Here is a 17,572-nt window from a genome sequence, read left to right on the forward strand (position 1 = left end):
ACTCAATGAACAGCCAACCTCTGCGCGTCGGCATCGGTGGCCCGGTCGGGTCCGGCAAGACCGCTCTGACCCTGGCGCTTTGCCTGGCCCTGCGCGAACGCTACAACCTGGCGGTCGTGACCAACGATATCTATACCCGCGAAGACGCCGATTTTCTGGTGCGCAACGAAGCCCTGGCACCGGAGCGCATCATCGGCGTGGAAACTGGCGGCTGCCCCCACACGGCGATTCGTGAAGACGCATCGATCAATCTGGAAGCGGTGGATCAACTGAATCGGCGCTTTCCCGGGCTGGACCTGATCATCGTCGAGTCTGGCGGCGACAACCTGTCGGCGACGTTCAGCCCGGAGCTGTCGGACCTGACCATCTATGTGATCGACGTTTCGGCTGGCGACAAGCTGCCACGCAAGGGCGGCCCTGGCATTTGTAAATCCGACCTGCTGGTGATCAATAAGATCGACCTGGCACCGTTGGTAGGTGCCTCGCTGGAGATGATGGACAGCGACACCAAGAAAATGCGCGGTGAAAAGCCTTTCGTCTTCAGCAATCAGAAAACCGGCCAGGGCCTGGAACAGATCATTGCCTTTATCGAACGCCAGGGTCTGCTGACCGAAGCGGCGTGATTCATTAAGTGTCTGAACCGACCTCTTCGCGAATGAATTCGCTCCCACTGGACAGTGGGATCGCACGCAGACCGTGCGGACCGGGTTTATCCGGGAAGGCCGCATCTTCACCTCACTCAAGGAAGCTTTGCATGAACTATAAAAAAGCCTTTGGCGCTCTCGCGCTGCTCATGGTCCCGGCGCTGGCCTTCGCTCACCCCGGGCATGGCGACAACGGCCTGATGGCTGGCATCAGTCACCCGATCGGCGGCCTGGACCACCTGTTGGCCATGCTTGCCGTTGGCCTGTGGGCCGCGCAGCAAAAAGGCGCGGCTCGCTGGGCGCTACCCTGCACCTTCGTCGGCACCATGCTGATTGGCGGGCTGCTGGGCTTTGAAGGTCTGGACCTGCCAGCTCTGGAAAGCGGCATTGCCGCGTCAGTATTGGCCCTGGGGCTGGCGGTTGCGCTGGCAGTACGTCCGCCGCTGTTCATAGCAGTGGGCGCAACGGCGCTGTTTGCGCTGTTCCACGGGGTCGCTCACGGCCTTGAGCTGCCTGAGATGTCCAGCCCAGTGGCTTACGCCGCAGGTTTCGTAGCCGCCACCGCCGCGCTGCATGCCGCCGGGTACGCCGTGGTGCGCTTCCTGCCAGCTGCGGCTGCGCCGTTGGTGCGAATTGCCGGTGCAGCTTCGGCTACTGCGGGGGTTTGGTTGCTGGCGGCGTAGTTCAAAATCGCACAGCATTTGTGGGACCGGCTTTAGCCGGGAAGGCTGCATTTCAGACGGCTCATTCTTGCAGCCTTACCAGCCTATTCCCGGCTAAACCCGGTCCCACGGAAAATGTGCATTGCTGACAAACATGGAACCCCCCCACAGGATTGCGCACTTACAGACATTTCAATTCCCTCTCCTGCTACCATGTCGCGCAATTCGCCCCTGCCGTGACGCCAGCCGATGCCTGATGTTTCCAGCTCTGCCTCCCAACCTGATCTGAACGCTGTTTTTGCCCGTGTTCAAACGCATTTTCTGCAGAAGATCGTGCCGGTCTGGCTCGGTCCTGGCTGGAATGCAGAGTTGGCGCTGCCTTATGAGGCGGTCGACGCCCTACACCAGCCACTGCCACCCCAGCGCTATCGCGCTATGGCCTGCGCCCGGCAGCTGTTCCTGTTTTCCTGCCTGATTGATCATCCATCGGTGCCTGACGCGTCGTCTCGCGCCGCTGCGTTGTTTCGCTCCCTGCAACGGCATTTCCACGATGCCGAGCATGGTGGCTGGTTCTACAGCATTGACCCGCAAGGCGCGCCGCTGGATCGCCGCAAGGATCTGTACACCCACGCCTTCATCATCTTCGCCTGCGCTCATTACTGGGCCAGGGTTCGCGAGCCGCTGGTGGAGTCAGTGCTCAATGCGGCGCTGAATGTGGTTGCCGAGCGCTTTGCCGATGACGACGGCTTGTATGACGCAGTCCTCAACGAAGACTGGACGACGCTGAACAGCGGCCCGTTGCAGAATCCGCTGATGCACCTGGCCGAAGCCTTCCTGGCCACGATTGAAGTGCGTGAAGACGGCGCAACCCTTGCCGCACTCGATGCACTGACGGCCGCGATGCAGCGACGCTTTGTCGATACCGAACACGGGGTGATGCTGGAAAAGCCGCTCACGGCTGTGGATAACTGGTACGAGCCGGGGCACCAGTTCGAGTGGTTCTTCCTGCTGGAGTCTTCAGAGCACTTGCGCGGCAGTCCGTTGCACCGCTCGCTGACCACCGCCTTTGCCCATTCCGAAACCCAAGGCGTCGATCCACGGACTGGCGCTGTAGTGGCGATGCTGGAAGCAGGCGGCAAGATCAAAGACGGCAGCCAACGTATCTGGGCTCAGGCTGAGTACCTGCGGGCACTGACCCTGCGTCCTGGCAGCGAAGCGGCACTCAGCCGTCAGCTACTGGCTCTGCAAGCGAACTTCCTGCACGACACCGGCTGGAACGAGTGCCTGGACAGCAATGGCCAGATCAGCCGCAGCGACATGCCGTCCACCACGCCTTACCACCTGGCGACGTGTTACATCGGCTTGGCTAAGTATTTCGGCTGAAAACCTGTTGGAGCGAGGCTTGCCCGCGAACTGGGCGGCGCGATATAGCAGAAATACCGCGTCATCGTTTTTCGCGGGCAAGCCTCGCTCCAACAGGCCAATCAATTCTCAGCCATCAACCACGCGTACGATCAATTGCCAACCCTGCCCAAGTCTGGCTGACCGGCATCAGCTCAAGGCTGTTGATGTTGACGTGGGCCGGGGTGTTCATGATCCAGAAGATGGTTTCCGCGATGTCCTGCGGCTGGATCGGCTCGGCGCCCGCGTAGGTCGCGTCGTACTTGCTCTGATCACCGCCAAAGCGCACCAGCGAGAACTCGCTTTCGCACAGGCCTGGTTCAAGGTTGGTGACGCGCACGCCGGTGCCGACCAGGTCGTTGCGCAGGTTCAGCGAGAACTGACCGACGAACGCTTTGGTGCCGCCATACACGTTGCCGCCTGGATACGGATAGTTGCCCGCCACCGAACCGACGTTGACGATGCTCGCCCCACGACCATGGGCAATCAGGCGCGACAGCAGCAAACGCGTGCTGTAGACCAGGCCCTTGATGTTGGTGTCGATCATGGTGTCCCAGTCATCCAGGCTGCACTTGGGCGCAGGATCGATACCCAGCGCCAGACCGGCGTTGTTGATCAGGCCGCGAATAGACGCGAACTCGGCAGGCAGACCGTCGATGGCGGCTTCCATGGCGGCGCGATCACGCACATCCAGCACCAGCGTATGCACCTTGGTCTGCTTCGACAATTCAGCGGCGAGGGCATTGAGACGCTCTTCACGGCGACCGGTCAGCACCAGCGACCAGCCCGCCTCGGCAAAGCGGCGCGCACAGGCTTCGCCAAACCCGGAAGTAGCGCCAGTAATGAACACAGTGGAAGTCATTTCATTCTCCTGAAGGGGTTTAGGCAGTCAGCCCTGTTGATAACGATATAAATAGCCCAGCAGCATGCCGCCCAGAGGGTTCGCGGGCAAGTCTGTGGATAAATAAAGGGGGGATTTGTACAAAAAACAACCAGCCCAGGTAAAGCCAGGCCAGACAAGGCCTCCAGGCTGTTTTACCCACCTTATCCACAGCCAGCCCCACAATTTCAGGGGGCAAGTGTTTTAACTGGAAGTCGCGGATTACGAGGGCTGCAAGGCAGCATCAAAAATTTTTGCCTTGACCTGAGGCCGTCCACGTGTAAAGCCGATGTAACAACATGCGACCACGAAATGTCCTGCCCTCGCCTGAAGCCATATCCAGAGCCGGTTTGCGAACTCTTTCCAACGCTTGCCCACAGACTTATCCACAGGCTGAAGACACTCGGGAGCTGTATGAAAAACCAGCCCTCAGGTCGTTGACAAATGGCTACTCAGCTAGCCGAAAAACCACTGATCATTTTTTAACCATAAAGCTGGAGGCCACGGAAATAAAGGGCTGCAGACAGCTGCACCCACGTTATTCACAGGCAGTTCCACAGTAAACCTGAACAAGTCAAAAGCGTGACAAAACAACCATTTGCAGCGGCTTTATGTCGCGGTTTGAGGCTGCGTCAAAATTGTTTTCCACAATTGAGGAACAGACACTGGATATCACGAATTTGAGGGCGTGGGACCGGCTTTAGCCGGGAAGGCTGCATTTCCATCGATAGAGATTCATCGAATGGACCGGTGTCTTCCCGGCTAAAGCCGGTCCCACGGGAGATCATCGTCGATACTGAATCAATGCCCGCCCAGATAGGCGTTACGCACTTCTTCGTTGACCAGCAGCTCCTTGCCGGTGCCGCTGAGGCGGATTTCGCCGTTGACCATTACGTAGGCCCGGTCAGACAGTTTCAGCGCGTGGTTGGCGTTCTGCTCGACCAGGAAGATGGTCATGCCGGTCGAAGCCAGCTCCCGAAGGGTCGAGAAGATCTGTTTGACGATGATCGGTGCCAGGCCAAGGCTTGGCTCATCAAGCAACAACAGCTTCGGACGACTCATCAGGGCACGGGCGATGGCGAGCATTTGCTGTTCGCCACCCGACATGGTCATGGCCCGCTGGTTGCGGCGCTCCTTGAGACGCGGGAAAAGCTCGAACATGCGCTGCATGTCTTCGGCCGAGTGCTTGTCGCCAATGGGGATGGTGCCCATCATCAGGTTTTCCTCGACTGACATGTCGGGGAATACCCGGCGACCTTCCGGCGACTGCGCAATGCCGTTGGACGCAATGTAGTGCGACGACTTCTGGGTGATGTCGATGCCCTGATAAATGATCTGCCCGCTGGCAGCACGGGGCTGGCCGAAGATCGACATCAGCAACGTGGACTTGCCCGCGCCGTTGGAGCCGATCAGGCTCACGGTTTCGCCTTCATTGATGTGCAGCGAGACTTTCTTCAGGGCCTGGATTGGCCCGTAGAACACGTCGATCTCTTTCATTTCGAGGATCGGCTTACTCATACCAACTCCTCTTCATCAGCGCCCAGGTACGCGGCGATCACCTTTGGATCGTTACGGATCTGTTCAGGCCCGCCCATTGCAATCACGTTGCCGTGGTCAAGCACCACAATATCGTCGGAAATACCCATGACCATGCCCATGTCATGCTCGATCAGTACGATGGTCATGTCGTGCTCGTCGCGCAGCAGGCGGATCATGCCGCTCAATGCTTCGGTTTCCTGGGGATTGAGACCCGCAGCCGGCTCGTCGAGACAGATCACCTGCGGCCGGGTGCACATGGCCCGGGCAATCTCCAGGCGACGCTGCTGGCCGTAGGACAATTCACCCGCCAGGCGGTTGGCGCAGTCCACCAGATCCACCACTTCCAGCCAGTAGAACGCCGTGTTGATGGCGACTTCTTCAGCGTCGCGGTAGCCCTTGGTATTGAGGATACCCGCCAGCATGCTGCGGTTGACCCACATGTGTTGGGCCACCAGCAGGTTTTCCAGTACCGACATTTCCTTGAACAGGCGGATGTTCTGGAACGTACGCGCCAGCCCTGCCCGGTTCACCAGATGCGTACCGCCGAACATCTTGTAATAGACGCGGCTGAGGAAGCTTTTCGGCGACACGAAGTCCGAAGCCTTGAACGGCTCACCCAGCAGCTTGATCACGTTGGTGGTCTGACCGCGGGTGTGCAATTCAATGCGTCCGCCAGTAGCCTTGTAGAAACCGGTGAGGCAGTTGAACACTGTGGTCTTGCCCGCGCCGTTTGGGCCGATCAGAGCAAAGATCGAGTTGCGCCGCACCTGGATGCTGACATCGCTGAGCGCCTTGATCCCGCCGAAATGCATCATCAAGTGCTCAACTGAAAGAATGATTTCATTGCTCATGGCGCTACCCCCTTGCGTGGAGTCACACCGGTACGGCTGATCCGGATCAGGCCGCGTGGTCGCCAGATCATCATCAACACCATCAATATCCCGAACAGCAGCACCCGGTACTCGGCGAAGCTACGCAGCAACTCTGGAGCAACGGTCAGCACGAATGCGGCAATCACTACGCCTACCGTCGACCCCATACCGCCGAGGACGACGATAGCCAGAATCAGCGCCGACTCGAAGAAAGTAAACGACGTCGGGTTGATGAAGCCCTGATAGCTGGCAAAGAACACGCCCGCCAGCCCCGCAGTAGACGCCCCGATGGTAAACGCCGAGAGTTTGACCAAGACGTGGTTAAGGCCCATGGCCCGACAGGCGATTTCGTCTTCACGCAAAGCTTCCCAGGCTCGGCCGACCGGCATGCGGGTCAAGCGATGCTTGACGTACAACACCGCCAGCACTACCAGGAACAACACGGCATAGATAAAGATGAATTTCAGATCCGGGTTGTAATCGAAACCGAAATACTCATGGATCGGCACGCCGCCCTCTTTGGCGCGCCGGCCGAACTCCAGACCGAAGAAGGTCGGAGATGGAACCGGCACACCGTTCGGACCACCGGTGAACGACAGCCAGTTGTTCAGCACCAGCCGGATGATCTCACCGAAGCCCAGGGTCACGATCGCCAAGTAGTCGCCGTGCATGCGCAATACCGGGAAGCCCAGAATGCAGCCGGCCAATGCTGCGGCAATGGCCGCCAATGGCAACGCGGACCAGAACCCCAGCCCCAGATACTGATAACCCAGCGCCAGGCCATAGGCACCGATGGCGTAGAACGCCACGTAGCCCAGGTCCAGCAGGCCAGCGAGCCCCACCACAATGTTCAGGCCCAGACCGAGCAGGACATAGATCAGGCCGAGGATGACCACGGTCAGCACGTATTTATCGGCGAACACCGGGAACACGATGGCAATCACCACCATGGCCGGAATGATAAAGCGCAGACGCGATTTGTAGTCCGGGGCCAGTACATGTACGCCAGAGCCAGAGCTTTCGAAACTCTGGGCGATGCTCACACCTTTGGGGGTCTGCATGAACAGGCTTAACAACAGCCTTCCGACCATGACCACGCCGACCAGCACGGCCACCCGGGTCGGTTGCAGATTGAAGCCGTAACCGTCGAGCACTACACCGACAATCGGTCCGAAAACAATAAGCGCCAGCAAGCCAGCGATGACGGCGTCGATCAGGCTTTGTTTGATGTCGATGGGTTTGATAGGAGCAGACATAGTTATACCTTCGCCACGAGCGGGCGACCCAACAGGCCTTGAGGACGGAAAATCAGAATCACCACCAGCAGGCTAAAACTGAAAACGTCTTTGTAGTCGGAGTTGATCAGACCAGAGAATTGCGACTCGGCAACCCCCAGGATCAGGCCGCCCAGCATCGCACCGGGCAGTGAACCGATGCCGCCCAACACCGCTGCGGTGAATGCCTTGATACCGATGATAAAACCGGCATAGAAGTCAAAAGTGCCGTAGTTCATGGTGATCAGCACACCGGCCAAGGCCGCCATGGCCGCACCGATGATGAACACGTAGGAAATCACCCGATCTGTATTGATGCCCAGGATCGATGCCATTTTGCGATCCTGTTGGGTCGCGCGGCACATCCGGCCAAGCTTGGTGTACTTGATGATGTAGGTCAGTACGCCCATGCCGACAAAGGCGGCAATCAGGATGAATATCTTGGTGTAGGTGATCTGCACGAAGCCGCTGCCGATCTCGAAGCGCCAGGCGCCTTCGAGCAGGGTCGGAACGCCTTGCTGGCGTGGACCTTGAGAAATCTGCGCGTAGTTCTGCAGGATCAGGGAAATACCGATGGCGCTGATCAGCGGGGCCAGGCGCGTAGAGTTACGCAATGGCTTGTACGCCACTCGTTCGATGACAAAGCCATAAACGCCTGTCACCACGATGGTGAAGATCAGTGTGCCGAGAATAAGGAACGGGAATGACTCAACCCCGAAGAAAGACAAGACGGCCAGGCCGATAGCAGCCAGGTAAGCGGAGATCATGTACACATCGCCGTGGGCGAAGTTGATCATGCCGATGATGCCGTAGACCATCGTGTAACCGATGGCGATCAAACCGTAGACCGACCCGAGGGTCAGGCCGTTGACCATTTGCTGCAGGAAAATACCGTCCATCACGCACGCTCACGAACTTGAAAGGCTGAGATGCAGGCCCAGAGCTCCCTTGTGAGGAACACGGGCCTCATCGAACAGCTGACAGAAGAACTCGGGGTCGCGACCATGCGTCCCCGTTATCAAGACGAACCGGTGCCCGCAGACACCAGCCCGGCTAATGGTTTATTTCACTTCTGCTTTTCAAGCTGGTGGTACTTACCGTCTTTATTCCACTGGTAAACCACGTAGTCGGAGACCTTCAGGTCGCCTTTGCTGTCCCAGGCTTTTTCGCCCATGACGGTCTTGACCGGGTGGGCCTTGAGGAACTTGGCGGCGTCTTCGCCCTTGTTGGATTTGGCACCGTTGAAGCCGGCAGCCAAAGCCTGGACCGAAGCGTAGGCGTACAGGGTGTAGCCTTCAGGCTCGTAGCCGGACTTGCGGAAGCCATCCACTACAGCCTTGCTGTCTGGCAGCATGCGCGGGTCAGCGCCGAAGGTCATGTACACGCCGTCAACGTATTGCGCACCGCCAGCAGTGGTGACCAGTTCGTCGGTAACAATGCCGTCATCGGACATGAATTTGACGTCTTTCAGGCCCTGCTCACGCATCTGGCGAACCAGCGGACCTGCTTCCGGGTGCAGACCACCGAAGTAGACAACATCAGCACCGACCGAGCGGATTTTGGTGACCAGGGCGCTGAAGTCTTTCTCGCCACGGGTCAGGCCTTCTTCCAGCACTGGTTTCACGCCACGTGCAGTGAGCTGCTTGGCCGTCGCATCAGCCAGGCCTTTGCCGTAGGTGTCTTTGTCGTTGATGACGGCGATTTTCTTGCCTTTGAGCACGTCAACAATGTAGTCGCCCGCCACGATGCCCTGCTGATCGTCACGACCGCACATACGGAACATGGCGCTCAGACCACGCTCGGTAACGGTTGGGTTGGTCGAGCCTGGGGTGATTGCAATGATGCCCGCTTCGTCATAAACCTCGGACGCTGGAATCGTCGATGACGAGCAGAAGTGACCGACGATGCCGGCCACTTTGTCTGAAGCCGCTTTGTTGGCGACGGCAACCGCTTGCTTGGGTTCGCAGGCGTCGTCATAAGCCGTCAATACGATTTTCTCGCCGTTCACACCGCCAGCGGCGTTGATTGCGTCAGCAGCTGCTTGAGCGCCCTTCATGTATTGCTCACCAAACGATGCGTTGGCGCCAGTCATTGGCCCCGCGACACCGATTTTGACGTCAGCCTGAGCAAACGAAGACACGCCCAATGCAGTAGCGACTGCAATTGCCAGAAAGCCTTTCCTGTAAAACGTCTGCGACATGAGTGGTGCTCCTGAGGTTTTTTTGATTAGCACTGCAACTACCCGATTGCTCTGAGCAAGTGGCGTGCCATTCGTTTTTTATTCTGGTGAAACTCTCGTTTTTGCAGCCTGTACAGCATTTCAGCCCATTGAAAACAGGGCGTGCAACCTGCCGACCCGGCTTAGGTGCAACCGTATTAAATTTGTAGCGCAACCCGCGCAAAAATACATAGCAACCTAACCACCCAGCTACGTACAACCCGGCTGTAACAGCATGCGTCACCGAACTGCACACCCACGGTGCGCCCGCGCTACGAGACGCACCATTAGAGGTTAGCAAGGAATTTGTCGAGCATAGCCGTGCAGGAGCCGAGCTTGCTCGCGAATAACGACGACGTGGCATGCCTGACATACCGCAGCGCCTGATTCGCGGGCAAGCCTCGCTCCAACGGGGGTATAGATCTGTGGGAGCGAGGCTTGCCCGCGAAGAACGACGACGTGGTCTGCCTGACGCACCGCAAATCCCTGTGGGAGCAGAGCTTGCTCGCGAAGAACGATGACGTGGTCTGTCTGACATACCGCTGCGCCTGATTCGCGGGCAAGCCTGGCTCCAACAGGAGTGATCGCAATATTGGCGCGACGACGTGGGACCGGCTTTAGCCGGGAAGGCTGCGTTTCAGACGACAAACATCAAGCGCCTGTCCCGGCCTCTTCCCGGCTAAAGCCGGTCCCACGTCGCAGCGCAGGCCCCAACAATCAATCGAAGGTAATGCCCTGAGCCAGCGGCAGTTCAAGCGAGTAGTTGATGGTCGCGGTCTGGCGACGCATGTAGGCACGCCACGAGTCGGAGCCAGATTCACGGCCGCCGCCGGTCTCTTTCTCACCGCCAAACGCGCCGCCGATTTCTGCGCCACTCGGGCCGATGTTGACGTTGGCGATACCGCAGTCACTGCCCAGCGCCGACATGAACTGCTCGGCCTCACGCACGTCAGTGGTGAAAATGCAGGACGACAGCCCCTGTGGCACAGCGTTGTTCAAACGCAGAGCCTCGTTGAAATCTTCATAGCCCACCACATACAAAATCGGCGCGAAGGTTTCATCCCGAACCACATCGCTTTGCTCAGGCATTTCAACAATGGCTGGGGAAACGTAGTAAGCATGAGGGAATTTGTCTTCCAACTGGCGCTTGCCGCCGAACACCTTGCCGCCTTCGCTCAAAGCCTGCTCCAGCGCGTCCTGCATATTGTCGAAGCTGTGTTTGTCGATCAGCGGACCGATCAGATTGCCTTCCAGTGGATGACCGATACGAATTTTTTCGTAAGCGGTTTTCAGGCGGGAGACGATTTCGGCCTTGACCGACTCGTGGGCAATCAGGCGACGCAGGCTGGTACAACGCTGCCCGGCGGTGCCGACAGCGCTGAACAGGATGGCGCGCACAGCCATATCCAGGTCAGCAGTCGGGCTCAGAATCATCGCGTTGTTACCGCCCAGCTCGAGGATGCTGCGAGCGAAACGCGCAGCGACCTTCGGCGCCACTTCACGCCCCATTCGGGTGCTGCCGGTCGCACTAATCAGAGCCACACGCGGATCGTCGACCAGCGCTTCACCCGCGTCGCGGCCGCCGATGATCACCTGAGCCAGGTAAGCCGGAGCGTCTGCAAACTCGCTGGCGACCTTGTCAAACAGCGCCTGACAGGCAAGACCGGTCAACGGCGTCTTTTCCGACGGCTTCCACAGCACCGAGTTACCGCACACCAGCGCCAGGGTGGTGTTCCAAGCCCAGACGGCTACCGGAAAGTTGAATGCGCTGATCACGCCGACAACGCCCAGCGGGTGCCAGGTTTCGCGCATGTGGTGGCCGGGACGCTCGGACGCGATGGTCAAACCGTACAGCTGGCGGGACAGACCGACCGCGAAGTCGCAGATGTCGATCATCTCCTGCACTTCGCCCAACCCTTCCTGAGTGATCTTGCCCGCTTCCCAGGAAACCAGTTCGCCCAGCTCAGCCTTATGCTTGCGCAATGCTTCACCAAACAGACGGATCAGCTCGCCACGACGAGGAGCTGGCACCTTGCGCCAAGCCTCGAAGGCAGCATCAGCACGGGTCACTTGCTGCTCGACTTCAGCAGCGCCTTCCCAACTCACGGCGCCAATACGGCTGCCATCAATCGGCGTATGAACAGGCTGGTCGCCCTTCTGGTAAAGCGCGGGGTCGACACCGAGGCGGGTTAGCAGGTCGGTAAGCATGTTCTCTCCTGATTTCGGGAATGCTGAAAATACGGGTAAATACCTAGCCTCTAGTAATAACTGGCCTTAAGCCCATCAACAAACGACCATTAAGCGAGATATCATTCCTTTTATTCATGCTGCCTCCCCGCAGCAGTTTCAGGATCGGAAAAGGCCCGCATATGCTCAATAGACGTCACATGCCATCGATCACCGCGCTGCAATGCTTTGAGGCGGTCACCCGGCATCTGAGCTTCACACGTGCTGCCGAGGAGCTGAACCTCACGCAAAGTGCGGTGAGCAAGCAAGTGGCGCAACTTGAAGAGCTGGTGCAGCACTTGCTGTTTCGTCGGATCCGCCGCCGCCTGCAACTGACTCCGGCTGGCGGGCTGTATCTGGGGGAAGTGCGCAAGATTCTCAGCCAGATGGAAATGTCCACGCACTTTCTGCGCTCCTATGGCGGAGAAACCGAGGTGCTGCGGGTTTCCACGCCCTCGACCTTCGGTGCGCGCTGGCTGGTCCCGCGCTTGAAAGGCTGGCGGCTGCGGCATCCGCATATTCATCTGGATGTGGTCAACGAGCAGGAAACCGACGACCTGATTCAAAGCCGCTGCGATTTCACCTTCTACTTCGGCCAGGGTGCTCGCCCCGGCGCGGAAAGCATACGGCTATTCGGTGAAGAACTGGTTCCGGTCTGCGCACCCAGCGCCTTGCCTGAAAAGCCTTTCACCGACCCCACCCAGTTGACCGATCTGGTCCTGCTGCAAAACGCCAACCGACCGCAAGGCTGGCACGACTGGTTCGACAGTCAGGGTTATCACACTGAACACAGTTATCACGGGCCGCGCTTCGAAACTTTCTACATGTGCATTCGCGCCGCCCAGGTGGGTTGCGGCGTCGCCCTGCTGCCGCGGTTTCTGGTGGAAGAAGAACTGGCTGACGGCAAGCTGGTGATCCCATGGCAACACGCGCTCCCCAGCAGCGACGCTTATTACATGGCCTACCCGGAACACGCCGCCGAAGTGCCGAAGATCCGGGATTTTGCGAAGTGGATGCTGGAGCAGCTGGAGGAAGACCTGTCGGAGCTGCCGAAGGCTACGCATCGCGGTGGGTCAGGCCAACCGCGATCGCAGCCCTCGTAAGCTCGGTCAGCTCCTACAGTGAGGCGCTCTATGTTCAAGGTCAGGGATAACGTCCCGCCAACAAGTTGGCCTCTACAGTTTTCGGTCAGTCACGCCAAGGCGGGCCCTATCAATGGACGATCAGATTGCAGCCTGGCCGGCATAAATAACTGCCTTCAAACGATCAAGGCCGTCACCGAAGTGGAATGTGAAGGGACGACCTAGACCGGCGGCCATTGTCTGACATTTGGATTCCAGCTCTTTATATACTTCGTATGAGAGCTTTCCGGAGCGTTGAGATTCATAATAATCTTCCGAGTAACCTCCCAGACTGCCTACTCTAACGCTAACTTGATTATTAACCTGTGAGACACGACTCGAGTCCATTCGCACTTCCAGCCTCCCTTCGGACACCAACCGGTGTATATTTTCATTTATGAAATTCATCGTGACGCCCACAGGCTTGTAACCCCACGTCACAACCATCGCATTATAATCCCGCAAGCTACCCGGCAGCTTGTTTGGAATCCGCAATGCCAAGTAGAAAGGAAAGTCATGATTCACCACCGAGGATACATCACAGTAAAAATCAGGCTTACGATAACTATCAAAAATATCAAACAACCTATCAGAGCTATGTTTAACGCTTACCCTCATCTCAGCCTGCGAGTGAATGTAAACCCCATTGCCTGACCGCTCGTAAAGCTGTGCATGGGGGATTTTAAAATGCGGGGACTCCAGATCCACTGTCACATGACCACTGAAAGCAGGAAGCCTTTTGGCGTCAAGAACATCCGAAAATGCTTTTTTCAACGCGCCCTGAAGGTCAGGTCCAAATGAGGCATCCTTAATCGCGACATTTATAGCTCTGGAATCTTTTTTATCTAGCTGAAGATCTAGAGCATCAACCGGAATACCTAAACCACGAAGGTCTTCGAGTATATTTCCCGGATAAAGAGTAAAGGCTTTTTTTCCCGGCGCCAGATAGAGATCTGTTGACGTCGCCATCAAAATACAGAGTTGCGTAATGTGCTTTACCATCACTACGGGTCAGCCAATCCTCATCGCACCCTGCAAGAAGAGTAAAAAAAACCGACAGCGCAATTATTGATAATCTCATGACCTACCAAAATATATTGACTTGAATTAAATCGCCGCTTGATTCAAAAACGATCGACCGAATTCTAAATTCAACTTCGCGATCCATCAACCAAATATGATCTCGATTCCGTTTTCTCGGCAATTTTAAGAAAACTCCTACAATGCGTAGCGCCTGCCCCTTCATCAGAAACATCAACATCAAACTAACCAATGGAATGAGTTAGACAAATCAACATTATCTTCTGTAGGCGCGAACTGTTCGCGAGCCGTCGACACTATCAATAGATACATGTCGTCGGACTGACGCCCTTGCCAACAAGTTGGCTCCTACAGATAAATGGTTTGCAGCGGCGTACGCGGCAAGCCGGCCTGGCAAACGCTCCTACCGCTTCGTAAGCTGTCAGAGAGCCTCCACGCAAAGAATCCTGTCCCTCCCCCCGCTTGCGCTGGCATTATGTCGGCCATGTCAAAAACAAACTCAACGGACGCTCGACGGCTCTGCTATGGGCCGTGCGTGACACCTGATCTACATTTTGTTTGGCCGTGTCTGGCGGCCGGTCCTGCTGGAGCGACCCAATGAGCGAGAGCGCTTTCTCCAATCGCATCGTGCAAAGTTTGCTCGACACCGATCTGTACAAGCTGAGCATGATGCAGGCGGTGCTGCACAACTATCCCAACGTTGACGTTGAGTGGGAATTTCGCTGCCGCAACGGCGAAGACTTGCGGCCCTATCTGGGTGAAATTCAGCAACAGATCAAGCAGCTCTGCGATTTGTCACTGAGTGCCCAGGAGCTGAATTTCCTGGAGCGCATCAACTTCATGAAGCCGGACTTCCTGAGGTTCCTGGGTCTTTTCCGCTTCAACACCCGCTACGTGAAAACCTTTATCGAAGACGACCAGCTGTGCATCCGCCTGCAAGGGCCATGGCTGCACGTGATTCTCTTCGAAGTGCCGGTCCTGGCGATTGTCAGTGAAGTGCGTAATCGTCATCGCCATCCGAACATTTTGCTCAGTCATGCCCGGGATCAGCTGTATCGCAAGTTCGACTGGCTGACCGCCAACGCCGAAGCCGATGAGCTGGCTGCGTTGAAGGTGGCGGACTTCGGCACCCGTCGGCGTTTTTCCTATCGAGTCCAGGAAGAAGTGGTCGATGTGCTCAAACGAGACTTCCCCGGCCAGTTCGTGGGCACCAGTAATGTGCATCTGGCGCGCAAGTTTGACCTCAAGCCTTTAGGCACCATGGCCCACGAATGGATCATGGCTCACCAACAACTGGGCCCACGGCTGATTGATAGTCAAAGTGCCGCACTTGATTGCTGGGTCCACGAATACCGCGGATTGCTGGGCATCGCGCTAACGGACTGCATCACCACCGATGCGTTTTTGCGCGATTTCGACCTGTATTTCGCCAAGCTCTTCGACGGCCTGCGTCACGATTCCGGTGATCCGGTGAAGTGGGCCGAAAAATGCATCCTGCATTACCGCAAGCTCGGGATTGATCCCATGAGCAAGACGCTGGTGTTTTCCGATGGCCTGACGTTGCCCAAGGCGCTGGAAATATTTCGCGCTTTGCGTGGTCGCATCAATGTCAGTTTCGGAATTGGCACTAACCTGACCGCAGACATTCCGGGTGTCGAACCCATGAGCATCGTCCTGAAAATGACCGCTTGCGCGGGGCAACCGGTGGCCAAGATCTCCGACGAGCCGGGCAAGACCCAATGCAAGGACCCGAATTTCGTTTCATACCTGAGGCATGTGTTCAAAGTCGCAGACTGATTTGCAGCACTGAACCATTGGCCTTCTATTTGTTACCAGCTATCTGTCACCGCATAGCTGCCAACCCTACCAAGGAGTGAATCATGCAAGCCGTACAGCTCCAGATCGCTGAACAGCTCAAGGTCCAACCACCTTTCGCCGATGAAAACGCGCTGCAGGCCGAAGTGGCCCGACGTATCGTGTTCATTCAGGACTGCCTGATCAATGCCCGACTCAAGACCCTGGTACTGGGCATCAGTGGCGGCGTTGACTCATTGACCGCCGGCCTGCTGGCTCAGCGCGCAGTGGAAGAGTTGCGCAGCAGCACCGGCGATAACGGCTATCAGTTCATCGCCGTGCGCCTGCCCTACCTGGTGCAGCACGATGAGCACGAAGCCCAGGCATCGGTGGATTTCATCAACCCGGACGTGCGTCACACGGTCAATATCGGCAGCGCGGTCAAGGCGTTGGCGACTGAGATCAAGTCGTTTGAAGGTCAACATGCCAGCGCAGTGGATTTCGTGCTCGGCAATACCAAAGCGCGCATGCGCATGGTGGCGCAATACACTATCGCCGGTGTGCATCAGGGGCTGGTGATCGGCACGGACCATGCGGCCGAAGCGGTGATGGGTTTCTTCACCAAATTCGGTGATGGCGCCTGCGACCTGGCACCGCTCAGCGGGCTGGTGAAGAATCAGGTGCGCTCGATTGCCCGGCATTTTGGCGCTCCCGAATCACTGGTGGAAAAAGTCCCCACCGCCGACCTTGAAGACCTGATGCCCGGCAAACCGGACGAAGCGTCACATGGCGTGACCTACGCTGAAATCGATGCCTTCCTGCACGGCGAACCGGTGCGTGACGAGGCGTTCAAGATCATCTGCGACACCTACACCAAGACCCAGCACAAGCGGGAATTGCCGTACGCGCCTTGATGGTAGCCGCTCCCGGATCAAACTGTGAGAGCGGTGCTTGGGCTAGCGACGTGGGACCGGCTTCAGCCGGGAAGAGGCCAATACATCCGCTACATAGCGATAGTCTGAAATGCCGCCTTCCCGGCTGAAGCCGGTCCCACGTCGTCCACTTGCAGGCAAACCCAGAGTTCAACCCCCGCAGCCCTGTTTACTTCAGGGTCACCGCACCTTTCATGATGCTGATGTGGCCCGGAAACGAGCAGAAGAACTGGTACTTCTCAGCCGGATCCAGTTTCGAGACGTCGAACGTGACCGAATCCGTCTCACCCGCACCGATCAGTTTGGTGTGGGCGATGATCCGGGCGTCGTCGGCTTTCAGGTAATCCTTGTCGACTCCGGCCGCCATGCCTTCGCTGGCGATGGCTGGAGCGTCAGCCTCTTTGCTCAACACCCAGTTATGCCCCATGACGTTCTTCGGCAAGCTGCCGGAGTGAGTCAGCTCGACGGTGAACGTCTTGCAGCTTTTGTCGATTTCGATGGCCTTGGTGTTGAAGGACATCTGGTCGGTGGAGTCGACCGTCACTTTGCACTCGGCTGCCAGCAAGTGACCACTGGCCAACGTCAGCAGGGAAGCAGCAACAAGCTTGCGAATCATGGGGAATCTCCGAGACAGGTATTTTAGTAATTACGTGAAAGAGTGCCTGATGTCCCGCCAGGTTCCAATGACCTGCGTCAACAAGGCTCAGTGGCGTCTCGCTATCAGGGTCATGGAAAGAATCAAACAGCCAGCAGCCTTTGATCCGAGCAACATGAGCCATCGCCGCTCATCAGAGCTCATCCGCTGGACCATCAGGAACGCCATCATGCCGCTCAACAATTTTTTCCGTAACCTGTTCGCCGCCTACGCCTGTGCCGCCAGCGGCTGTGATGCGGGTGAATCCGAGGCGTAATAACCGCAGATTAAGGACGAAAGCTGGCCGTGCGAAATTAAGCTATTGGACCATCTG

The 17,572-nt window shown here is 57.4% G+C and carries 16 protein-coding genes; 7 read left to right on the top strand and 9 right to left on the bottom strand.

Going from position 1 to position 17,572, the window contains the following annotated elements; translation table 11 throughout:
- The first annotated feature begins 5 nt into the window (after positions 1–5).
- The 3 genes from ureG to IV01_RS03095 all read left to right on the top strand — a co-directional run bounded on the left by ureG (position 6) and on the right by IV01_RS03095 (position 2,689).
- Positions 6–623 (top strand): urease accessory protein UreG, encoded by a 618-nt coding sequence (gene ureG, locus IV01_RS03105; protein ID WP_032631183.1) that lies wholly within the window; start codon positions 6–8, stop codon positions 621–623.
- A gap of 131 nt (positions 624–754) precedes the next feature.
- Positions 755–1,327, top strand: coding sequence for a HupE/UreJ family protein (locus IV01_RS03100; RefSeq protein WP_032631184.1), 573 nt, complete (start codon positions 755–757; stop codon positions 1,325–1,327).
- 228 nt (positions 1,328–1,555) lie between these two features.
- Positions 1,556–2,689, top strand: coding sequence for an AGE family epimerase/isomerase (locus IV01_RS03095; RefSeq protein WP_032631186.1), 1,134 nt, complete (start codon positions 1,556–1,558; stop codon positions 2,687–2,689).
- A 115-nt stretch (positions 2,690–2,804) separates the two neighbouring features.
- Here IV01_RS03095 and IV01_RS03090 read toward each other — a convergent pair whose 3' ends face one another.
- The 7 genes from IV01_RS03090 to IV01_RS03055 form a co-directional block, all read right to left on the bottom strand.
- Positions 2,805–3,569 (bottom strand): SDR family oxidoreductase, encoded by a 765-nt coding sequence (locus tag IV01_RS03090; protein WP_032631187.1) that lies wholly within the window; start codon positions 3,567–3,569, stop codon positions 2,805–2,807.
- Between the two features lie 819 nt (positions 3,570–4,388).
- A complete protein-coding gene (locus IV01_RS03085) occupies positions 4,389–5,105 on the bottom strand; it encodes an ABC transporter ATP-binding protein (protein ID WP_032631189.1) in 717 nt (238 codons plus the stop codon).
- Positions 5,102–5,977, bottom strand: coding sequence for an ABC transporter ATP-binding protein (locus IV01_RS03080; protein ID WP_032631190.1), 876 nt, complete (start codon positions 5,975–5,977; stop codon positions 5,102–5,104). Before IV01_RS03080 ends, IV01_RS03085 begins: the two co-directional genes overlap by 4 nt.
- Positions 5,974–7,254: a high-affinity branched-chain amino acid ABC transporter permease LivM gene (gene livM, locus IV01_RS03075; RefSeq protein WP_032631192.1), complete on the bottom strand. Its 1,281-nt coding sequence runs from the start codon at positions 7,252–7,254 to the stop codon at positions 5,974–5,976. The genes IV01_RS03080 and livM overlap by 4 nt, the downstream gene beginning before the upstream one ends.
- Before the next feature lie 2 nt (positions 7,255–7,256).
- On the bottom strand, positions 7,257–8,171 hold the full coding sequence (locus IV01_RS03070) for an ABC transporter permease subunit (RefSeq protein ID WP_032631193.1): 915 nt from the start codon (positions 8,169–8,171) through the stop codon (positions 7,257–7,259).
- Positions 8,172–8,338: 167 nt separating this feature from the next.
- Positions 8,339–9,472 (bottom strand): ABC transporter substrate-binding protein, encoded by a 1,134-nt coding sequence (locus IV01_RS03065; RefSeq protein ID WP_032631195.1) that lies wholly within the window; start codon positions 9,470–9,472, stop codon positions 8,339–8,341.
- A gap of 735 nt (positions 9,473–10,207) precedes the next feature.
- Positions 10,208–11,698 (bottom strand): aldehyde dehydrogenase family protein, encoded by a 1,491-nt coding sequence (locus IV01_RS03055; protein ID WP_032631198.1) that lies wholly within the window; start codon positions 11,696–11,698, stop codon positions 10,208–10,210.
- Between the two features lie 161 nt (positions 11,699–11,859).
- Here IV01_RS03055 and IV01_RS0125510 point away from each other — a divergent pair, with 161 nt between their 5' ends.
- A complete protein-coding gene (locus IV01_RS0125510) occupies positions 11,860–12,819 on the top strand; it encodes a LysR family transcriptional regulator (RefSeq protein ID WP_050507958.1) in 960 nt (319 codons plus the stop codon).
- Positions 12,820–12,939: 120 nt separating this feature from the next.
- On the opposite strand, the gene IV01_RS03050 is transcribed toward IV01_RS0125510, so the two are convergent.
- On the bottom strand, positions 12,940–13,839 hold the full coding sequence (locus tag IV01_RS03050) for a hypothetical protein (protein ID WP_032631199.1): 900 nt from the start codon (positions 13,837–13,839) through the stop codon (positions 12,940–12,942).
- 636 nt (positions 13,840–14,475) lie between these two features.
- Here IV01_RS03050 and pncB point away from each other — a divergent pair.
- Positions 14,476–15,675 carry a nicotinate phosphoribosyltransferase gene (gene pncB, locus IV01_RS03045; RefSeq protein WP_032631200.1) on the top strand — a complete coding sequence of 400 codons (1,200 nt, stop codon included), beginning with the start codon at positions 14,476–14,478 and terminating at the stop codon, positions 15,673–15,675.
- 83 nt (positions 15,676–15,758) lie between these two features.
- The gene (nadE, locus tag IV01_RS03040) at positions 15,759–16,586 is read left to right on the top strand and encodes an ammonia-dependent NAD(+) synthetase (protein WP_032631201.1); all 828 of its coding nucleotides are present in this window, start codon (positions 15,759–15,761) and stop codon (positions 16,584–16,586) included.
- Between the two features lie 187 nt (positions 16,587–16,773).
- Here nadE and azu read toward each other — a convergent pair whose 3' ends face one another.
- Positions 16,774–17,220 (bottom strand): azurin, encoded by a 447-nt coding sequence (gene azu, locus IV01_RS03035; protein WP_032631202.1) that lies wholly within the window; start codon positions 17,218–17,220, stop codon positions 16,774–16,776.
- A gap of 49 nt (positions 17,221–17,269) precedes the next feature.
- On the opposite strand from azu, the gene IV01_RS03030 reads away from it, so the two are divergent.
- Entirely contained in the window at positions 17,270–17,515 is a 246-nt protein-coding gene (locus IV01_RS03030) for a hypothetical protein (protein ID WP_032631203.1), read from the top strand.
- Positions 17,516–17,572 lie beyond the last annotated feature (57 nt).

This window comes from Pseudomonas syringae, assembly GCF_000737245.1.
Lineage (GTDB): Bacteria > Pseudomonadota > Gammaproteobacteria > Pseudomonadales > Pseudomonadaceae > Aquipseudomonas > Aquipseudomonas syringae_J.